Annotated in this window: 13 protein-coding genes; 4 read left to right on the forward strand and 9 right to left on the reverse strand. The window is 72.7% G+C overall.

Annotated elements, in window-relative coordinates; all coding sequences use genetic code 11:
* From QWY76_RS13550 to ptsP, 4 genes are all read right to left on the reverse strand, one after another.
* Positions 1–416: phosphoglucose isomerase-related protein (locus tag QWY76_RS13550; RefSeq protein ID WP_494337410.1), on the reverse strand; the 416-nt coding region annotated here is incomplete at its 3' end.
* A gap of 26 nt (positions 417–442) precedes the next feature.
* Positions 443–2,197 carry a PTS fructose-like transporter subunit IIB gene (locus tag QWY76_RS13555; protein ID WP_290311814.1) on the reverse strand — a complete coding sequence of 585 codons (1,755 nt, stop codon included), beginning with the start codon at positions 2,195–2,197 and terminating at the stop codon, positions 443–445.
* Positions 2,194–3,168, reverse strand: coding sequence for a 1-phosphofructokinase (gene pfkB / locus QWY76_RS13560; RefSeq protein WP_290311815.1), 975 nt, complete (start codon positions 3,166–3,168; stop codon positions 2,194–2,196). Before pfkB ends, QWY76_RS13555 begins: the two co-directional genes overlap by 4 nt.
* Entirely contained in the window at positions 3,168–6,032 is a 2,865-nt protein-coding gene (gene ptsP / locus QWY76_RS13565) for a phosphoenolpyruvate--protein phosphotransferase (protein ID WP_290311816.1), read from the reverse strand. The genes pfkB and ptsP overlap by 1 nt, the downstream gene beginning before the upstream one ends.
* A gap of 232 nt (positions 6,033–6,264) precedes the next feature.
* Between ptsP and cra the strand changes: the two genes are divergently transcribed.
* Complete coding sequence (gene cra, locus QWY76_RS13570; protein ID WP_290311817.1) at positions 6,265–7,248, forward strand: catabolite repressor/activator; 984 nt, start codon at positions 6,265–6,267, stop codon at positions 7,246–7,248.
* 10 nt (positions 7,249–7,258) lie between these two features.
* Here the strand turns inward: cra and QWY76_RS13575 are convergent, their stop codons facing one another.
* From QWY76_RS13575 to edd, 5 genes are all read right to left on the reverse strand, one after another.
* Complete coding sequence (locus tag QWY76_RS13575; RefSeq protein WP_290311818.1) at positions 7,259–8,209, reverse strand: carbohydrate kinase family protein; 951 nt, start codon at positions 8,207–8,209, stop codon at positions 7,259–7,261.
* Positions 8,210–8,250: 41 nt separating this feature from the next.
* On the reverse strand, positions 8,251–9,129 hold the full coding sequence (locus QWY76_RS13580) for an aldo/keto reductase (protein ID WP_290311819.1): 879 nt from the start codon (positions 9,127–9,129) through the stop codon (positions 8,251–8,253).
* Positions 9,126–10,130 (reverse strand): aldose epimerase family protein, encoded by a 1,005-nt coding sequence (locus tag QWY76_RS13585; RefSeq protein WP_290311820.1) that lies wholly within the window; start codon positions 10,128–10,130, stop codon positions 9,126–9,128. The genes QWY76_RS13580 and QWY76_RS13585 overlap by 4 nt, the downstream gene beginning before the upstream one ends.
* 115 nt (positions 10,131–10,245) lie before the next feature.
* On the reverse strand, positions 10,246–11,214 hold the full coding sequence (gene glk, locus QWY76_RS13590) for a glucokinase (protein WP_290311821.1): 969 nt from the start codon (positions 11,212–11,214) through the stop codon (positions 10,246–10,248).
* 381 nt (positions 11,215–11,595) lie between these two features.
* The gene (gene edd / locus QWY76_RS13595) at positions 11,596–13,482 is read right to left on the reverse strand and encodes a phosphogluconate dehydratase (RefSeq protein ID WP_290311823.1); all 1,887 of its coding nucleotides are present in this window, start codon (positions 13,480–13,482) and stop codon (positions 11,596–11,598) included.
* Between the two features lie 229 nt (positions 13,483–13,711).
* On the opposite strand from edd, the gene QWY76_RS13600 reads away from it, so the two are divergent.
* From QWY76_RS13600 to ispD, 3 genes are all read left to right on the forward strand, one after another.
* A complete protein-coding gene (locus QWY76_RS13600) occupies positions 13,712–14,851 on the forward strand; it encodes a GNAT family N-acetyltransferase (protein WP_290311824.1) in 1,140 nt (379 codons plus the stop codon).
* A 120-nt stretch (positions 14,852–14,971) separates the two neighbouring features.
* Complete coding sequence (ftsB, locus tag QWY76_RS13605) at positions 14,972–15,277, forward strand: cell division protein FtsB (RefSeq protein WP_290311825.1); 306 nt, start codon at positions 14,972–14,974, stop codon at positions 15,275–15,277.
* Positions 15,274–15,981, forward strand: a complete 708-nt coding sequence (gene ispD, locus QWY76_RS13610; RefSeq protein ID WP_290311826.1) for a 2-C-methyl-D-erythritol 4-phosphate cytidylyltransferase — start codon at positions 15,274–15,276, stop codon at positions 15,979–15,981. Before ftsB ends, ispD begins: the two co-directional genes overlap by 4 nt.
* Positions 15,982–16,014 lie beyond the last annotated feature (33 nt).

Below are 16,014 nucleotides of genomic sequence, written 5' to 3' on the forward strand. Positions count from 1 at the left end.
TGGCCCTTCCATTCGCCGCTGCGCACCGCCTCGGAGAAGCGCTGGATCTGCTCGCGGGTGCGCTGGATCTCGGGCATCGCGTCCTGGCCGTCGACCATCAGCGGGCCCTCGCCGAGGTTGCGCAGGGCGGTGTGCAGCACCGGGCGGTTCTCGGTGACGTTGATGATGTCGCCGGAGAACATCTGGGCACGGCGCTGCACCAGGGCCGAGTGGTCGGCGAGCTCGAGGAGCTTGTCGAGCACGGCGTCGGAGATCAGGTGCTTGGAGTAGTCGAGGAAGAGCCCGCCGACGCGCAGGCTCATCCTGTCGAAGCGCGTCGGGTCGGCGGCGAAGTAGTCGTGGATGCGGTCGCCGGCGGTGTCGGCCTGCAGGCGCGTCAGCGCCTGCCAGGTGATGCTGCGGGTGAGCTGGAACATGGGATTCTCCTCCGGGAGCGGGTGGCTCAGGCGCTGGCCTCGACCGCGACCGGCTGGTCGCCGCGCTTGAGCGCGGCATAGCCCAGGCCGGTGATCAGGGCGCCGGCGACGATGGCCGCCAGGTACCACACCACGGGGGTGATGGCGTTGGGGATCAGCAGCACGAAGATGCCGCCGTGGGGGGCCATCAGCTTGGCGCCGACCAGCATGGACAGGGCCCCGGTCACGGCACCGCCGACCATGCTGGCCGGGATCACCCGCAGCGGGTCCTTGGCGGCGAAGGGAATGGCCCCCTCGGTGATGAAGCAGCAGCCGAGCACCAGGGAGGCCTTGCCGGCCTCACGCTCGGGCTCGGAGAACTTCGCCTTGGCGACCAGGCTGGCGATGCCCATGCCGATGGCCGGCACCATGCCGGCGGCCATGATTGCCGCCATGGGGGCATAGGTCTCCGAGGCCAGCAGGCCGACGCCGAAGGTGTAGGCCGCCTTGTTGACCGGCCCGCCGAGGTCGAAGCACATCATGGCGCCGAGCAGGATGCCCAGCAGCACCGCATTGGCGGAGCCCATGTTCTCGAGGAAGGTGGTCAGGGCGGAGAGCAGGGCGGCGACCGGCTCGCCGACGATGTAGATCATCGTGAGGCCGGTGACCAGGCTGGCCAGCAGCGGGATGATCAGGATTGGCTTGAGGGACTCGACGCTGGCCGGCAGCTTGACGTAGCGGGTCACCGCCTTGGCGGCGTAGCCGGCCAGGAAGCCGGCGAGGATCCCGCCGATGAAGCCGGCGCCGATGTTCGAGGCCAGCATGCCGCCGATCATCCCCGGGGCGATGCCCGGCCGGTCGGCGATGGAGTAGGCGATGTAGCCGGCCAGCACCGGGATCATCAGGGCGAAGGCGGTGCCGCCGCCGATCTCCATCAGCGCCGCGGCCAGCGTCCCCTCCTCCTTGAAGGCCTCGATGCCGAACACGAAGGACAGCGCGATCAGCAGGCCCCCGGCGACCACCATGGGCAGCATGAAGGACACCCCGGTCAGCAGGTGCTTGTAGACGCCCTTCTCCTTGACGCTCTTCTTGCGCTCGCCCGCTGCGCTCCCGGCGCCGGCGGCATCCTCCACCTCGGCCTCGGCCAGTGCCGCCTCGATGGTCGGGCGCGGCTTCTTGAGCGCGTTGCCGGTGGAGGTGCGGTAGACCCGCTTGCCGGCGAAGCGAGTGGGGTCGACCTCGATGTCGCAGGCCAGGATCACCACGTCGGCAGCGCGGATCTCGTCGTCGCCGAGCTGGTCCTGGGCGCCCACCGAGCCCTGGGTCTCCACGCGGATCGCATGACCCAGGGCCCTGCCGGCCTCGGCCAGCGCCTCGGCGGCCATAAAGGTGTGCGCCACTCCGGTCGGGCAGGCGGTGACGGCGACGATGCGGCGGCCGTCGCCGGCGCTGGCGCTGGCCGGGGCGGCGGCCGGCGCCTCGGCCTGGGGCTCGTAGGGCCGGGCCTCGCGCTCGGCGCGTTCGAGGAAGGCCCGGGGGTCGGGCAGGGCCTGGTCGATGGGCGCCCGGTAGAGCCGCTTGCCCGCGAAGCGCTGTGGCGCGGGCACCTGGTCGGCGGCGACCACCACCAGGTCGGCGGCGGCGATGGCCTCGGCATCGGCCGGCTGGACGGGCTCGAGCTCGCCGTGCATTTCCACGTGGGTCTGCCAGCCGAGGCGGCCGGCGGCCTGCTCGAGGCGCCGGGCGGCGAGGAAGGTGGTGGCCATGCCGCTGGGGCAGGCGGTGATGATGATGGCGTTCATGCGAGCTCTCCCCCTGCGTCGAGGCCGTCGAGGCGGCGGACGCGGGTCTGTTGTTGGAGTTGCGGGAAATCCGTGGCGCGGGCGTCGCCCACGCCGACATGACGGACGGACTCGGCGGACAGCGCGGTGGCCAGCCGCAGCACCGGCTCGGGGGCCTGGCCCTCGAGCACGCCGTGCAGCATGGCGGCCACCAGGGTGTCGCCGGCGCCCACCGTGCTGGCCACCGCCAGGCGCGGGGGCAGGGCCTGCCAGGCGCCGCGGCGGCTGATCCACAGCACCCCGTCCGGGCCGGCGGAGATCAGCGCCTCCTCGATCCCGGCGGCGTGCAGCCGACGGGCGGCCTCGAGGCGTGCCGCCTCGCTGGTCAGGTCGCGGCCGGCCCAGGCCGCCAGCTCGTGCTCGTTGGGCTTGACCGCGGTGGGGCCGGCGGCGATGGCGGCCGCGAGGGCCTCGCCGCTGGTGTCGACCCACACCGGCAGGTCGGCGGCGCGCAGCCGGCTGACCAGCTCGGCCAGGTCCGTGGGGCTGACCCCCGGCGGCAGGCTGCCGGCCACCACCACGGCCGCGGGGCGGCGCCGGGGATCGGCGGCCAGGGCCTCGAGCCAGCCGAGCAGGCGTTGCCAGGCCTCGGCGTCGATGGCGACCCCGGGACCGTTGATGTCGGTGACCCGGCCGTCGGCCTCGGCGAGCTTGGCGTTGATGCGGGTCTCCCCGGGTACCCGCAGGAAGGCGTCCTCCACGCCCAGCGCCTCGAAGGCGCGCAGGAAGGGGCCGTCGTTGTCGGCGCCGAGGAAGCCCGAGACGCACACCTCGTGGCCGAGCGCGACCAGCACCCGGGCCACGTTGACCCCCTTGCCGGCGGCGGTCAGGTGGGTCTCCCGGGTGCGGTTGACCTCGCCGGGCACCAGCCGCGCCAGCGCCACCGAGAGGTCCAGGGCCGGGTTCAGGGTTAGGGTCAGCAGGCGGGCCATCAGCGCGCCTCCAGGGCGTCGCGGGCCGCCTCGCTGGTGGCCTGGGCCAGGGCGAGTTCGGCCTGGGCCCGGGCCTCGTCGAGGTCGAACTCGCGCAGGCGGGCCTTGACCAGCGGCACCTGGCGGGCGCTGACCGACAGCTCGTCGACGCCGAGGCCGACCAGCACCGGCACGGCGGTGGCGTCACTGGCCAGCTCGCCGCACACCCCGACCCACTTGCCCCGGGCATGGGCGGCGGCCACGGTCATCTCGATCAGCCGCAGCACCGCCGGATGCAGGCCGTCGGCCTGGGCGGAGAGCACGGGGTGGTCGCGGTCGATGGCCAGGGTGTACTGGGTCAGGTCGTTGGTGCCCACCGAGAAGAAGTCGACCTCGGCGGCCAGGCTGGGGGCCAGCAGGGCGCAGGAGGGCACCTCGATCATCACCCCCAGCTGCAGGTCGGTGGTGCGCTCGCCCTCGGGAATCTCCTCCAGCAGGCGGTCGACCATGGCGCGCACGGTGCGGAACTCGGCGACGTCCTTGACCATCGGCAGCATGATGCGCAGCGGCTGGCCGACGGCGGCCATCAGCAGCGCCTTCAGCTGGGTCTCCAGCACCTCGGGGCGGGTCAGCGCCAGGCGGATGCCGCGCAGGCCGAGGAAGGGGTTGTCCTCCTGGGGGACCGGCCAGTAGGGCAGCGGCTTGTCGCCCCCCACATCGAGGGTGCGGGCCACCAGCGGGCGGCCGTCCAGGGCGTCGAGGGCCTCGCGGTACTCGGCGATCTGGGTCTCCAGGTCCGGGACCTGGGCATGGGCCATGAACAGGAACTCGGTGCGCAGCAGGCCGATGCCCTCGGCGCCGCGTTCCACGGCATCGGCGGCATGGGCGGTGTTGCCCAGGTTGGCGGCCACCTCGACCCGGTGCCCGCAGCGGGTGCGCGCCTCGGCGAAGCGGGCCTCCCAGGCCTCGGCCTCGCGGCGCCGCCGGTCGGCCAGGCGCTGCTCGGCGGCGCGGCGGCGCTCGTCGCCGGGGGCGGGGGTGACGCGACCGCGCTCGCCGTCGAGGATCAGCTCGGTGCCGTTGTCCAGGGTCAGCACCCGGGGGCCGGCTCCCACCACGGCGGGGATGCCCAGCGCCCGGGCGAGGATGGCGCTATGGGCGGTGGCCCCGCCGCGGGCGGTGAGCAGGCCGCGCACCCGGCTGGTATCGAGGCGGGCCACGTCGGAGGGGCCGATGTCATCGGTCACCAGGATATAGGGATGGTCCGGCGGCTCGGGCAACGCGACCCGGCAGAGGATGCCCAGCACCCGCCGGCCGACATCGCGCAGGTCGGCGGCACGCTCGGCGAGCAGGCGGTCGGCGAGCCTCTCCTGGGCGCGGGCCGCGGTGTCGATGCCCTCCCACCAGGCGGCCTCGGCGGAGGCGCCCTCGGCGATGCCCTCCCGGGCGGCCTGGTGCAGTTCCGGGTCGCCGAGCATCTCCTCGTGCATGGAGAGGATCTGGGCCACCTCGCCGCCGCGGGCCTGCTGGACCAGCGCCTCGAGCTGCTCCTGGCCCTCGCGGATCGCCGCGTCGAGGCGGCGGTTCTCGGCGGCGGGATCGGCGGCGCGGGCCGGGTAGTCGAAGTGCGGCGTGGTCAGCACGAAGGCCGGGGCGATGGCCAGGCCCGGCGAGGCCGCCACCGCGGCATGGGCCTGGTCGGCCGGCAGCGGCTCCGGCGCCGGCGCGTCCTCGTCCGGCGTGACGGCCTCGCGGCTCGCGTCGAAGGGCATGACCTGCTCGCCGAGGCCGCCTTCCACGGCCCGACAGAGCGCCTCCAGGGCGGCGTCGGCCCCCTCGCCCTCGGCGGAGAAGGCCAGCTGCTGGCCGCGCCGGGCGCCGAGGTTGATGACCTTGGTCAGGCTGGTCGCGGAGACGGCCTCGCCACCGCCCTCGGCCAGGCGCACGCGGATCGCGATGCCCTGGGCGCGGGCCTCCTGGACCAGCTGCTTGGCCGGGCGGGCATGCAGGCCGTGGGCGTTGAGGACCCGGGCGAGGCGGCTGCTGGCACTGGCGGACTCGCCGGCGAGGCGGGCCAGCAGGGTGGCGGCATCGGCCTCGCGCACATCGCCGCCCGCCTCGCTGTCGAGCAGGGCGAGGATCCGCTCCAGCAGGCCGCGATGGGCCTCGCCCTGGGCGGCCAGGCAGAACACCCCGGCGACCTCGCCCGCGTCCGTTGCCAGGGCCGTGGCCGGGGTGGCCAGCGACAGCGCCGGCACCTCGACGCCGCGGTCGCTGGCCGCCAGCCACAGGCCCTGGCCGAGGGGGCGCGGCGAGGTCTGGGCCAGGGCGGCCACGAACTCGCTGGTCACGCAGCCGGCCTGGCGCAGCCGGGCGGCCCCGGCCAGGGCCAGTTCCTGGTGGTCGCGGGCGGGGAAGCCCAGGCAGAGGGTCTCGGCGTCGAGGCGCGCCTCGACCACCGCCTTGGACAGCAGGCCGGCGACCTCGGCCGGGGTGTCGGCCTCGGCCAGGCGCTCGGCCATGCCCGCCTTGTCGAGCACGTGGGTCAACTGGCGCAGGATATCCAGGTGCTCGTCGCTCTGGGCGGCGATCGTCACCAGCACGTGGACCCGGTTGCCGTCGTGCCACTCGAGCCCGGCGGGGAACTGCAGCACCCGGACGCCGGTGGCGCGGACATGGCTGCGGCTCTCCGCGGTGCCGTGGGGGATGGCGATGGCGTTGCCGAGGAAGGTCGAGGACTGGGCCTCGCGGTCATACAGGCCATCCCGATAGGCGGGGGCCACCAGCCCCGCCGCGTGCAGTGATTCGGCGGCCTGGTCCAGCGCGGCGCGCCAGTTCTCTGCCTGGCAGCCGAGCAGGACGTCGTCCTGGCTGAGCGTCAACATGGGCGTCTCCGGTTCGTCGAGGGTGCGACGCCGGGGCAATCCTGGGCCCGAGGGGCGTGGCAGTCGCGTTTCACTCTAGTCGATCGTCCTTTGGTGAATCGTGTCACCTGTGCTTAACTGAATGCTGGATCGATTCATCTTGCTTGGCAAGGTCGATCGTCTACGACTTTGGCAGGGGGCAGGCGGGCGGCGGTCCGGCGTAGAATCCCCCCATCATCGCAAGGGGTAGACCATGACACTCGCCGAAATCGCTCGTCTGGCCGGCGTCTCGCGGACCACCGCCAGTTATGTCATCAACGGCAAGGCCGGGGAACGGCGCATCAGCCGGGAAACGGTCGACAGGGTCATGGCGGTGGTGCGCCAGCACCGCTACCGGGTCGATCCCCAGGCGGCGGCGCTGCGGCGTGGCTCCAGCCGCACCCTGGGCCTGATCATTCCCGACCTGGAGAACGCCACCTATGCGCGGCTGGCCAAGCTCATGGAGCGCGGCGCCCGGGAGCAGGGCTACCAGCTGTTGATCGCGGGCTCCGACGATCGTCCCGAGGCCGAGCGCGACCTGGCCCTGGCGCTGCGGGCCCAGCGCTGCGAGGTGCTGATCACCGCCAGTTGCCTGTCGATGGAGGATCCCTTCTACGCCGAACTGCAGGCCGAGGGGCTGCCGGTGGTGGCCGTCGACCGGGGCTTCGACCCGCGGCGCTTCGCCAGCGTGGTCAGCAACGATGCCGAGGCCGCCGGCCAGTTGACCCGCTCGGTACTGGACGCCTCGGTGTCGCGCATCGCCTGGCTGGATGCGGTGCCCAGGCTGTCGATCAGCCAGGAGCGCCGCGCCGGCTTCCAGCAGGCCCTCGACGGCCGCGAGCGGGAGGCGATCATGCTCGGCGGGGAGCGCTACGACCGTGCCGAGGGCGCACGGTTGATGCGCACGCTGCTCGACGAGCACGGTGCGCCGGACGCCCTGGTCACGGCCTCCTACTCGCTGCTGGACGGGGTGCTGGACACCCTGCTGGAGGCCGGGGGGCTGCCGCCCGGGTTGCGCCTGGCCACCTTCGGCGACAGCCGGCTGCTCGACTTCCTGCCGCTGCCGGTCAACTCGGCGGTGCAGGATCACCTGCGCATCGCGGCGGCGACCCTGAGCTGTGCCCTGGCGGCCTCGCGAGGCGAGTATCACGCGGGGCGCGAGATCATCCCGCGGCTGATGAGGTGGCGCTCGGCCTGAGCGCCCTCGTTCAGGCGGTCAGGTCGGTCCGGGTCGGCAGGGCGACGTAGCTGCCCGGGCGGGTGACGGCGTGGGCGCCGCAGCGGCAGGCGAAGGCCAGGGCCGCCTCGAGGCGCTCGGTGTCGCGGTGCCAGTCCTCCTGGAGCCCGGCCTCCGCCAGGCTGGCCAGCAGGCCGCCGATGAAGGCGTCCCCTCCCGCCGTGGTGTCCACCGCGTCGACCGCCGGTGGGGTGACCGCCAGCGACATGCTCACCCCCTCGGCACGCACCGTGCCGCCGCCGTCGGTGATCACCGCCAGCTTGACCCCGGCCGCCAGGCGTTCGGCCAGCCAGTTCGCCTCGGGGTGGTCGCCGCGCAGGAAGTCGAGCTCCTCCCGGGACAGCTTGAGCAGGTCGGCGGCGTCGAGCAGCCGGGTCACCAGGGCGATGTCCACCTGGTGGTCGGGCCAGAGGTTGTGGCGCAGGTTGGCATCGACGCTGACCAGGCAGCCGGCCCGGGCGGCCATTTCCGCCATGGCCAGGGTGGTCTCGGCGATGGCCGGCTCGGTGAGGCTGTTGCTGCACAGGTGGAGGATGGCCGGCTCGGCGAAGATCCCCGCCGGCAGGTGCTCGAGCCGGTAGAGCAGGTCGGCGGCGGGCGGCCGGTAGAAGTCGAAGGTCCGCTCGCCCTGGGCATCCCGCGAGACGAAGGCCAGTGCGGTGCGCGCCTCGCGGGTCCGCGCGACCCCGGAGAGGTCGACCCCATGGCCGGCGAGCTCGCCGGCGATGAAGTCGCCGAAGTGATCCTCGCCGAGCATGCCCAGGAAGCGGCTGGGCACCCCCAGGCGGGCACAGGCCACGGCCACGTTGGCGGGCGCCCCGCCGGCATAGGGGGTGAAGGTCTCCGGTCCGTCCCGGGTCTCCCCGAGGCGGCTGGACAGCATGTCGACGAGGGCCTCGCCGAAGGCGATCACCGGGGTCATGGGTGTCTCCTGATCGAGTGGTGGTTTAGGGGGCATGGGGCTCAGGCCACCTCGTGGCCGCGGGCGGCCTCGAGCAGGGCGAACCAGGCTGCACGCGGCAGGTCGAGCTCGGCGTCCCGGCACAGCGTCTCGAGGCGCTCGGGCCTGAGGCTGCCGATCACCGGCAGGGGGCGGCCGGGCAGGGCGCGCAGCCAGGCCAGCGCCAGCCCGGCGGGGGTCACGCCGAATTGCTCGGCCTGGGCCAGTAGCTGGGGGCGGGCGGGACCGGTCAGCACCCGGCCGCCGCCCAGCGGCGACCAGGCCATGGGCACCTGGCCGTCGCCGACCAGGGCATCGAAGAGGCCGTCGAAGAGCGGCTCGGCATGCGCCAGCGAGAGCTGCAGCTGGTGGGCCACCAGGCGATGCGTCATGGCCGCCTGCAGCCGGCGCCAGGTCTCGGGCAGGAAGTTCGAGACCCCGGCGGCGCCGAGCTTGCCGGCGGCGATGGCGTCGTCCAGGGCCCGGGCGGTGGCCTCGGCCTCCATCAGCGGGTCGGGTCGGTGGAGCAGGAAGTGGTCCAGGTGCTCCACCCCGAGGCGGGTCAGGGCGGCGTCGATGGCCCTCGTCACGTAGGCCGCCGAGCTGTCGTAGTGCTTGACGGCGAAGGGCGAGGCGTCGCGCGCGGGCACGACGATGCTGGCCTTGGTCACCACCCGGACCCGGCGGGCGAGGCCGGGCCGGGCGCGCAGGGCGTCGCCGAACAGCGTCTCGCCGGCCCGGTCGCCGTAGATGTCGGCATGGTCGAACCAGTGCAGGCCCTGGTCGAGGCGGGCCTCGATCCAGTCGGCCAGGGCCGCGGGGGCGTGAAGTGCGGGCGCCTCGTGCAGGGCCATCATGCCCAGGGCGAAGGGCACGTCGAAGGTCGCGGGGGTGTCGCTCATGCGTCGCCCACCAATGAGAGGGTGGTGCCCAGCAGGTGCTGGGCACCGGGGACCAGCCACACCGGGTCGAGGCGGGTGTTGGCGGACTCGATGCACAGGAAGTGGCGGCCCGCCTCGGCGGAGGTGTCGGCGGGCAGGGCCTCGCCGGGATGCCAGACCACCGCCGAGTCGCTGCCCTGGCGGGCGACACGCAGCCGGCGTCGGCCGTCGTCGAGGACCAGCTCGGCATTGCTGTGGTAGATGCGGTCCAGGCCGCCGCGCACGCCCAGCTCGCCCTGCTGCTCACGCTCGGCGAAGTCGGCCAGCTTGTCCAGGTAGCGGGCGCCGGCCAGCCCCTCCACCCGGCAGGCGTGGGCCTCGGCCACCGCCAGGTAGCTGTGCAGGGCGCCGGTGATCTTCACCGGCGTCTCGCCGACGTGCTCGGTGATCAGCTCGACGTGCAGGCGCTGGGCGTTGGCCTGGATCACCGCCCGGGGGACCAGCTGGGAGTGCAGCCGCTCGACCGGGGAGAGGTGCAGCTCCAGCCCCTCCTCGTGCTCGTCCACGGCCTCGAGGCGCCAGTCGGCCTTGCGCGCCGGGCCGTGCATGGGGCCGGAGCGGTCCGGCGACTCGTCGGCGGTGCGCTCGTCGGCGAACCACGGCCAGCACAGCGGGATGCCGCCCCGGATGGCGCCGGGCAAGGCCTGGGGGGTGGGCGTGACCCACAGCCAGCCGCCGGGGACCAGGCCTTCCGGGGACTGGGTGGCGCCGACCGCCGGAGCCGGAAGAGAGCCTTCAGCGCGCGCGTCTTCGGGACCGTCCGGGGCGCCGGCGAAAGGTAAGGAGCCCTCAGCTGGTGCGGCTTCGGGCGCCGGAAGATAGTGCAGGACCTGGGCGCCCTGGAGCGATACGGCGAGCTCGCCCCAGGGTTCCCTGGCCAGCCAGACCTCGCGGCCGGCCCAGTCGACACGGCGCTGGCCATCGGTGGCGTCCAGCAGGGCGCGCAGGGATGCGGGAATCATAGTACCTCCTCCGTTGAGCTAGCAGCCTGTCGGGCTTGATCGATTGTCACGAGAAGTCGAGTCAAATTTATCGATCCATTGAGGCGAATAGCCCGCTATTTAACGCAATGGGCGGCTATTCGACCTCTTCATTGTGCAGGGCCTCGGCGGCGCCCAGCAGGCCCGTCCAGGGGGCGGTGACCACCTGGACGGGGATCTGGCCGGTGTAGGCGCTCATGCGGCCCTTGGCGGCGAAGGCCTCGAGGAAGCGGCTCTCCGGCAACCAGTCGAGCAGGCGGGGCAGGATGCCGCCGCACAGGTAGACCCCGCCCCGGGCGCCGAGGGTGAGCGCGGCATCGCCGCTGACGTCGCCGAGGATCTTCAGGAAACGCAGCAGGGTATCACGGGCCACGCCGTCGCCGCTGCCGGCCGCCTCGGTGACCTCGGCGGGAGTGGCGTAGCGGGGTGGGGCGCCCTTCAGCGAGCAGTGGGCGAGGTAGAGATCCAGCAGGCCCTGGCCGCACAGCAGCCGCTCCACCGAGATCCGGCCGTAGCGGTTGCGGAAGTGGCGCAGCAGGTTCTGCTCGCGTTCGTCGGTGGGGGCGAAGGTCACGTGGCCGCCCTCGGTGGGCAGCGGGATCCAGGCGTGCCGGCCGGGGAAGACCCCGGCCACGCCGAGGCCGGTGCCGGGGCCGATCACCAGGCGGGCGGCATGGGGCGCCGCCTCGCCGACCTGGAGGGACACCAGCTGGTCGGCGGCGACGTGGGGCACCCCCAGCGCCTGGGCCATGAAGTCGTTGATGACCTTGAACAGCCGCAGGTCCAGGGCCCGCTGGACCTCCGTCCGGGTGAAGTCCCAGTGGTTGTTGGTCATCGTCACCCGCTCGCCGTGGACCGGGCAGGCGAAGGCCAGGCAGGCCTCCCGGGGGGCGTCGTCGCCGACGACGCCGACCCGCGTCAGGTAGTCGCGGATCGCCGCCACCGGGCCGTCGTAGTCGGCGCAGGGCAGGCTCTGGATGTCGTGGGGGTCGACGGCGCCCGGCGTCACCAGCGCGAGGCGCGCGTTGGTGCCACCGATATCACCGATCAAGGCAGGTCGGGTCATGGGTTCGTCTCGAGTGTTCGTTCAGGGGCGATCGGCGCTGGGGCATCACCGGCATGCCTGCCATGGTGCCACCCCTCTCGATGGTCTCACCTACCGGGGGAGCCTTGGAGAACATTTTCTCACTCCAAGGCCATGGGCGCCGGGGACAAGGCGAAGCGAGGGTCCTTTGCCATGGGCGAGGCGGAAAGTGAAGAACATCCAGTGAATGTTCTTCCCGCCGAGCGGGTTGGCCAAGGATGGCCAACCCAGGCCCTGCAAGCGGCGCAGGATGCTTTAGCGCCACAGGGCAAAGGTAGCGCCCAGGCAAGGGGTCACAGCGCCCTCGCGAAGGCTTGTCGCCGGAAAAACCCATCTCCAATAGTCGGGTTTTGACGGAGCCCCTCAGGCGTCCAGGTCATGGATCAGGCCGGCCTGGCGGGCCAGGTCGTCGGCCTCGAAGCCGCCGAAGACCCCGGCGCCTTCCTCGCCGCGCATCGCCAGGTGGCGGAAGCCGGCGAACAGCTCGCGGCCCAGGCCGACGTGATAGTGATCCAGTTCGGCGACATACTGTGTGCGATCGGCCCAGGCGTGAGCGTCCACCCTGGCCTCCAAGGTGCCGGCGTTGGCGTCCAGGCGCACCACGTCGCCGTCGCGCAGCTTGGCCAGGGGGCCGCCGTCCAGCGCCTCGGGGCTCATGTGGATGGCCGCCGGCACCTTGCCGGAGGCACCGGACATGCGCCCGTCGGTGACCAGCGCCACCTTGTAGCCGCGATCCTGGAGCACGCCGAGGTAGGGGGTCAGCTTGTGCAGTTCGGGCATGCCGTTGGCCTTGGGGCCCTGGAAGCGCACCACGGCGATGACGTCGCGATCCAGCTCGCCGGCCTCGAAGGCGGCCTTCATCTCGTTCTGGTCCTCGAAGAGCTTGACCGGGGCCTCCACCACGCGATGCTCCTCGGCCACCGCCGAGACCTTGATCACCCCGCGGCCCAGGTTGCCGTCGAGCACGGTGAGCCCGCCGGTGGCGGCGAACGGGGCCGCCACGCCGCGCAGCACCTCGGTATCGAGGCTCTCCGCCGGGCCCTCGCGCCACACCAGCCTGCCGTCCTCGAGGAAGGGCTCCTGGGTGTAGGCGGTCATGTCGGTACCGAATACCGTGGGGATGTCACCGTGGATCAGGCCGGCGTCGAGCAGCTCGCGGATCAGGTAGGCCATGCCGCCGGCGGCCTGGAAGTGGTTGATGTCGGCCTGGCCGTTGGGATAGACCTGCATCAGGCTGGGGGTCACCGCGGAGAGGTCGGTGAAGTCCTCCCAGGTCAGGGTGATGCCCGCCGCGGCGGCCATGGCCACCAGGTGCATGGTGTGGTTGGTGGAGCCGCCGGAGGCCAGCAGGCCCACCACGGCGTTGACGATGGCGCGCTCGTCGATCTGCTTGTAGAAGGGGCGGTAGTCGCCTCCCGGCTCGGTGTTGCGGACCGCCTGCTCGGTGGCGAAGCGGGTCAGCGCCTCGCGCATCTCGGTGCCCGGGTTGACGAAGGAGGTGCCCGGCAGATGCAGGCCCATCATCTCCATCATCAGCTGGTTGGAGTTGGCGGTACCGTAGAAGGTGCAGGTGCCGGGGCTGTGGTAGGACTCGGATTCGGCCTCCAGCAGGTCCTCGCGGCTCGCCTTGCCCTCGGCGAACAGCTGGCGGATGCGCGCCTTCTCCTTGTTGGGCAGGCCGCTGGGCATGGGGCCGGCGGGCACGAACATGGCCGGCAGGTGGCCGAAGCGCGCCGCGGCGATGAACAGCCCCGGGACGATCTTGTCGCACACGCCCAGGTAGAGGGCGGCGTCAAACATGTTGTGGGACAGCCCCACGGCGGTGGCCATGGCGATCACGTCCCGGGAGAACAGCGACAGCTCCATGCCCGGCTGGCCCTGGGTGACGCCGTCGCACATGGCCGGCACGCCGCCGGCGAACTGGGCGGTGGAGCCCATGGCGCGGGCGGCGGCCTTGATGGTTTCCGGGAAGGTCTCCAGCGGCTGGTGGGCCGAGAGCATGTCGTTGTAGGAGGAGATGATGCCCAGGTTGGCGCTGTTCATCAGCTTCAGCGAATTCTTGTCCTCGCTGCCGCAGGCGGCGAAGCCGTGGGCCAGGTTGCCGCAGGAGAGCTCGGCGCGATGCACGCCGCGCTGGTGCTGGTCGGCCATGCGCTCCTCGTAGAGCGCGCGGCGCTCGGCGCTGCGCTCACGGATGCGCTGGGTGACCTGCTGGACGGTGGCGTTGAGTGGCGTGGAAGCTTGAGCCATGGGGCACCTCGGCAAGGGAAAGGATGTTTCTAGTAAGTTTAACAAACTTACCGCCGAATGATCGCGCTTTGTAGGCCTATGCGGCCATAGTTGTAATTATTTTACTTATCCTGGACCTCGGCGACGCGACGCCAGTGACCGGCAGGCGGGGTGGCAGGGCGAGGAGAGCCTGCGCACAATGTAGGCGTTCCGCCGGCATCTTGTCAGCCGGCCCCAGCCGGGAGCCTCCATGAGCCGACTGCGCCTCACCGAGCTGCCCGCCATCGAGGCGGTGGCCGCCGCGTCCTGGAACGCCCTGGTGGGCGACGATCACCCCTTCCTGCGCCACGAGTTCCTGCACGCCCTGGAGGCCAGCGGCGCGGTGAGCCCGGCCTCCGGCTGGGTGCCCCGCCACCTGACCCTGTGGCGAGGCGAGACCCTGGTGGGCCTGTTGCCGCACTATCACAAGCGCCACTCCTTCGGCGAGTACGTGTTCGACTGGGCCTGGGCCGAGGCCTGGGAGCGGGCCGGCGGACGCTACTATCCCAAGGGGCTGAGTGCGATCCCCTTCACGCCCGCTCCGGGGCCGCGCCTGGCGCTGGCCGCGGACGTCGATCCGCTGGCGGCCCGCCGGCGGCTGGCCGAGGCCTGGGAGACGGGCGAGCTGTCGAGCTGGCACCTGCTGTTCGCCGAGCGGGACGAGGTGGCCGCCTGGCGGGCGGCCTGTCCCGAGCTGATCCCGCGCCACGGCGTGCAGTTCCAGTGGCGGGACCGGGGCTACGGCGACTTCGCCGGCTTCCTCGCCGCCCTGACCTCGAAGCGGCGCAAGGCCATCCGCCGCGAGCGCCGCCGGGTCGCCGAGCAGGGGCTGACCCTGCATCGCCTGGAAGGCGAGGCGATCGGCGACGCCGACCTGGCGCACTTCTTCCGCTGCTACCAGCTCACCTATCGGGAGCGCGGCCGGCACGGCTACCTCAACGCGGACTTCTTCGCCCGCCTGCGCCGCGCCCTGCCCGAGGCGCTGGTGCTGGTCCAGGCGCGCCTCGAGGGCGCGCCGGTGGCGGCGGCGCTGTGCCTGCAGGGGCGCCGGACCCTGTACGGCCGCTACTGGGGCAGCGAGGTGCTGGTCGACGGCCTGCACTTCGAGGCCTGCTACTACCAGGGCATCGAGCACTGCCTGACCCGCGGTCTGACCCGCTTCGATCCCGGTACCCAGGGCGAGCACAAGCTGGCCCGGGGCTTCGCGCCGTGCCGACTGACCTCGCTCCACCATATCGCCGACCCCCGCCTGCGCGCGGGGGTGGCGCGCTTCTGCGCCGAGGAGCGCGAGCATGTCGAGGCCTATGTCGCGGCCGCCCGGGCCGCCCTGCCGTTTCGTGCCACGCCCTGAGCGGTGACGCAGGGGGCTCGCCGCGAGGCGAGGAGGACTTCCAGGCGGTTTCGTGGATGAGGCCGGCGGGGGAAGATGGCATACTAGCCGCCATCGAAGACTTGGTGACGGATCCGCCGCATGCTCAAATGGTTGGCCATCGTGCTCATCGCCCTGCTGGCGCTGCTGCAGTACCGCCTGTGGCTCGGTGAAAGCGGCCTGCGCGAGCTGGCCGAGGTGCGCGAGCGGGTGACGGCCCTGGAGGTCGAGAATGCCCCGCTGCGCGCGCGCAATGCGCGGCTCGCCGCCGAGGTGGTCGACCTCAAGACCGGGCTGGATGCCATCGAGGAGCGGGCCCGCAGCGACGTCGGCATGGTGCGCCGCGACGAGCAGTTCTTCTGGGTGCCCGATGCCGGGGGCGCTGCCCAGGGAGGGCCGGCGCCTTGAGCGAGACGCCCTGGCTGGTGGTGCCCGCGGCGGGGCAGGGGCGGCGCATGGGGGCGGATCGCCCCAAGCAGTACCTGCTCCTGGCCGGGTTACCGGTACTGGCCCGCACCCTCGAGCGCCTCCATCGGGCCTTTCCCCGGGCCCGGCTGTGCCTGTGCCTGGACCCCGCGGATGAGCGTTTCGACCCGGCCTGGGTGCCCTTCGCCGACTGGCGGCGGGTCACCGGGGGCGCCGAGCGGGTCGACTCGGTGGCCAATGCCCTGGGGGCCATCGCCGCGGACGCCGCCGACGAGGACCCGGTGCTGGTGCACGACGTGGCGCGGCCCTGCGTGACCGTCGACGACCTGCGCCGTCTCCACGCGGCGGTGGTCGAGGACGCGGTGGGGGCACTGCTGGCCGCCCCGGTGGCCGATACCATGAAACGTGACGATGGCGCCGGCCGGGTGCGGGGCACCGAGCCCCGGACGGGCCTCTGGCATGCCCAGACGCCCCAGGGGTTCCCCTATGGGCTGCTGCGCCGGGCCCTGGCCGCGGCCGCCGAGCGCGGGGTCGCCGTGACCGACGAGGCCTCGGCGGTGGAGGCCCTGGGCATGGCGCCGCGGCTGGTCAGCGCCCGCCGCGACAACCTCAAGATCACCCATCCCGAGGACCTGGCCCTGGCCGAGCTGATCCTCGCCGCCCAGGACGATAGCTCTTCCCAATGACCCGGAACCACGCTGACAGGGGACACACCGCAT

Origin of the sequence: Halomonas maura, assembly GCF_030409305.1 — a bacterium.
Taxonomy (GTDB): domain Bacteria; phylum Pseudomonadota; class Gammaproteobacteria; order Pseudomonadales; family Halomonadaceae; genus Halomonas; species Halomonas maura.

Bases quoted from the DNA above. Each gene is read 5' to 3' on its own strand.
- ptsP (WP_290311816.1), bottom strand. From the start codon at position 6,032: ATGTTGACGCTCAGCCAGGACGACGTCCTGCTCGGCTGCCAGGCAGAG.
- edd (WP_290311823.1), bottom strand. From the start codon at position 13,482: ATGGCTCAAGCTTCCACGCCACTCAACGCCACCGTCCAGCAGGTCACC.
- ftsB (WP_290311825.1), top strand. From the start codon at position 14,972: ATGCTCAAATGGTTGGCCATCGTGCTCATCGCCCTGCTGGCGCTGCTG.
- QWY76_RS13580 (WP_290311819.1), bottom strand. From the start codon at position 9,129: ATGAGCGACACCCCCGCGACCTTCGACGTGCCCTTCGCCCTGGGCATG.
- QWY76_RS13585 (WP_290311820.1), bottom strand. From the start codon at position 10,130: ATGATTCCCGCATCCCTGCGCGCCCTGCTGGACGCCACCGATGGCCAG.
- cra (WP_290311817.1), top strand. From the start codon at position 6,265: ATGACACTCGCCGAAATCGCTCGTCTGGCCGGCGTCTCGCGGACCACC.
- QWY76_RS13575 (WP_290311818.1), bottom strand. From the start codon at position 8,209: ATGACCCCGGTGATCGCCTTCGGCGAGGCCCTCGTCGACATGCTGTCC.
- QWY76_RS13555 (WP_290311814.1), bottom strand. From the start codon at position 2,197: ATGAACGCCATCATCATCACCGCCTGCCCCAGCGGCATGGCCACCACC.
- QWY76_RS13600 (WP_290311824.1), top strand. From the start codon at position 13,712: ATGAGCCGACTGCGCCTCACCGAGCTGCCCGCCATCGAGGCGGTGGCC.
- glk (WP_290311821.1), bottom strand. From the start codon at position 11,214: ATGACCCGACCTGCCTTGATCGGTGATATCGGTGGCACCAACGCGCGC.
- pfkB (WP_290311815.1), bottom strand. From the start codon at position 3,168: ATGGCCCGCCTGCTGACCCTAACCCTGAACCCGGCCCTGGACCTCTCG.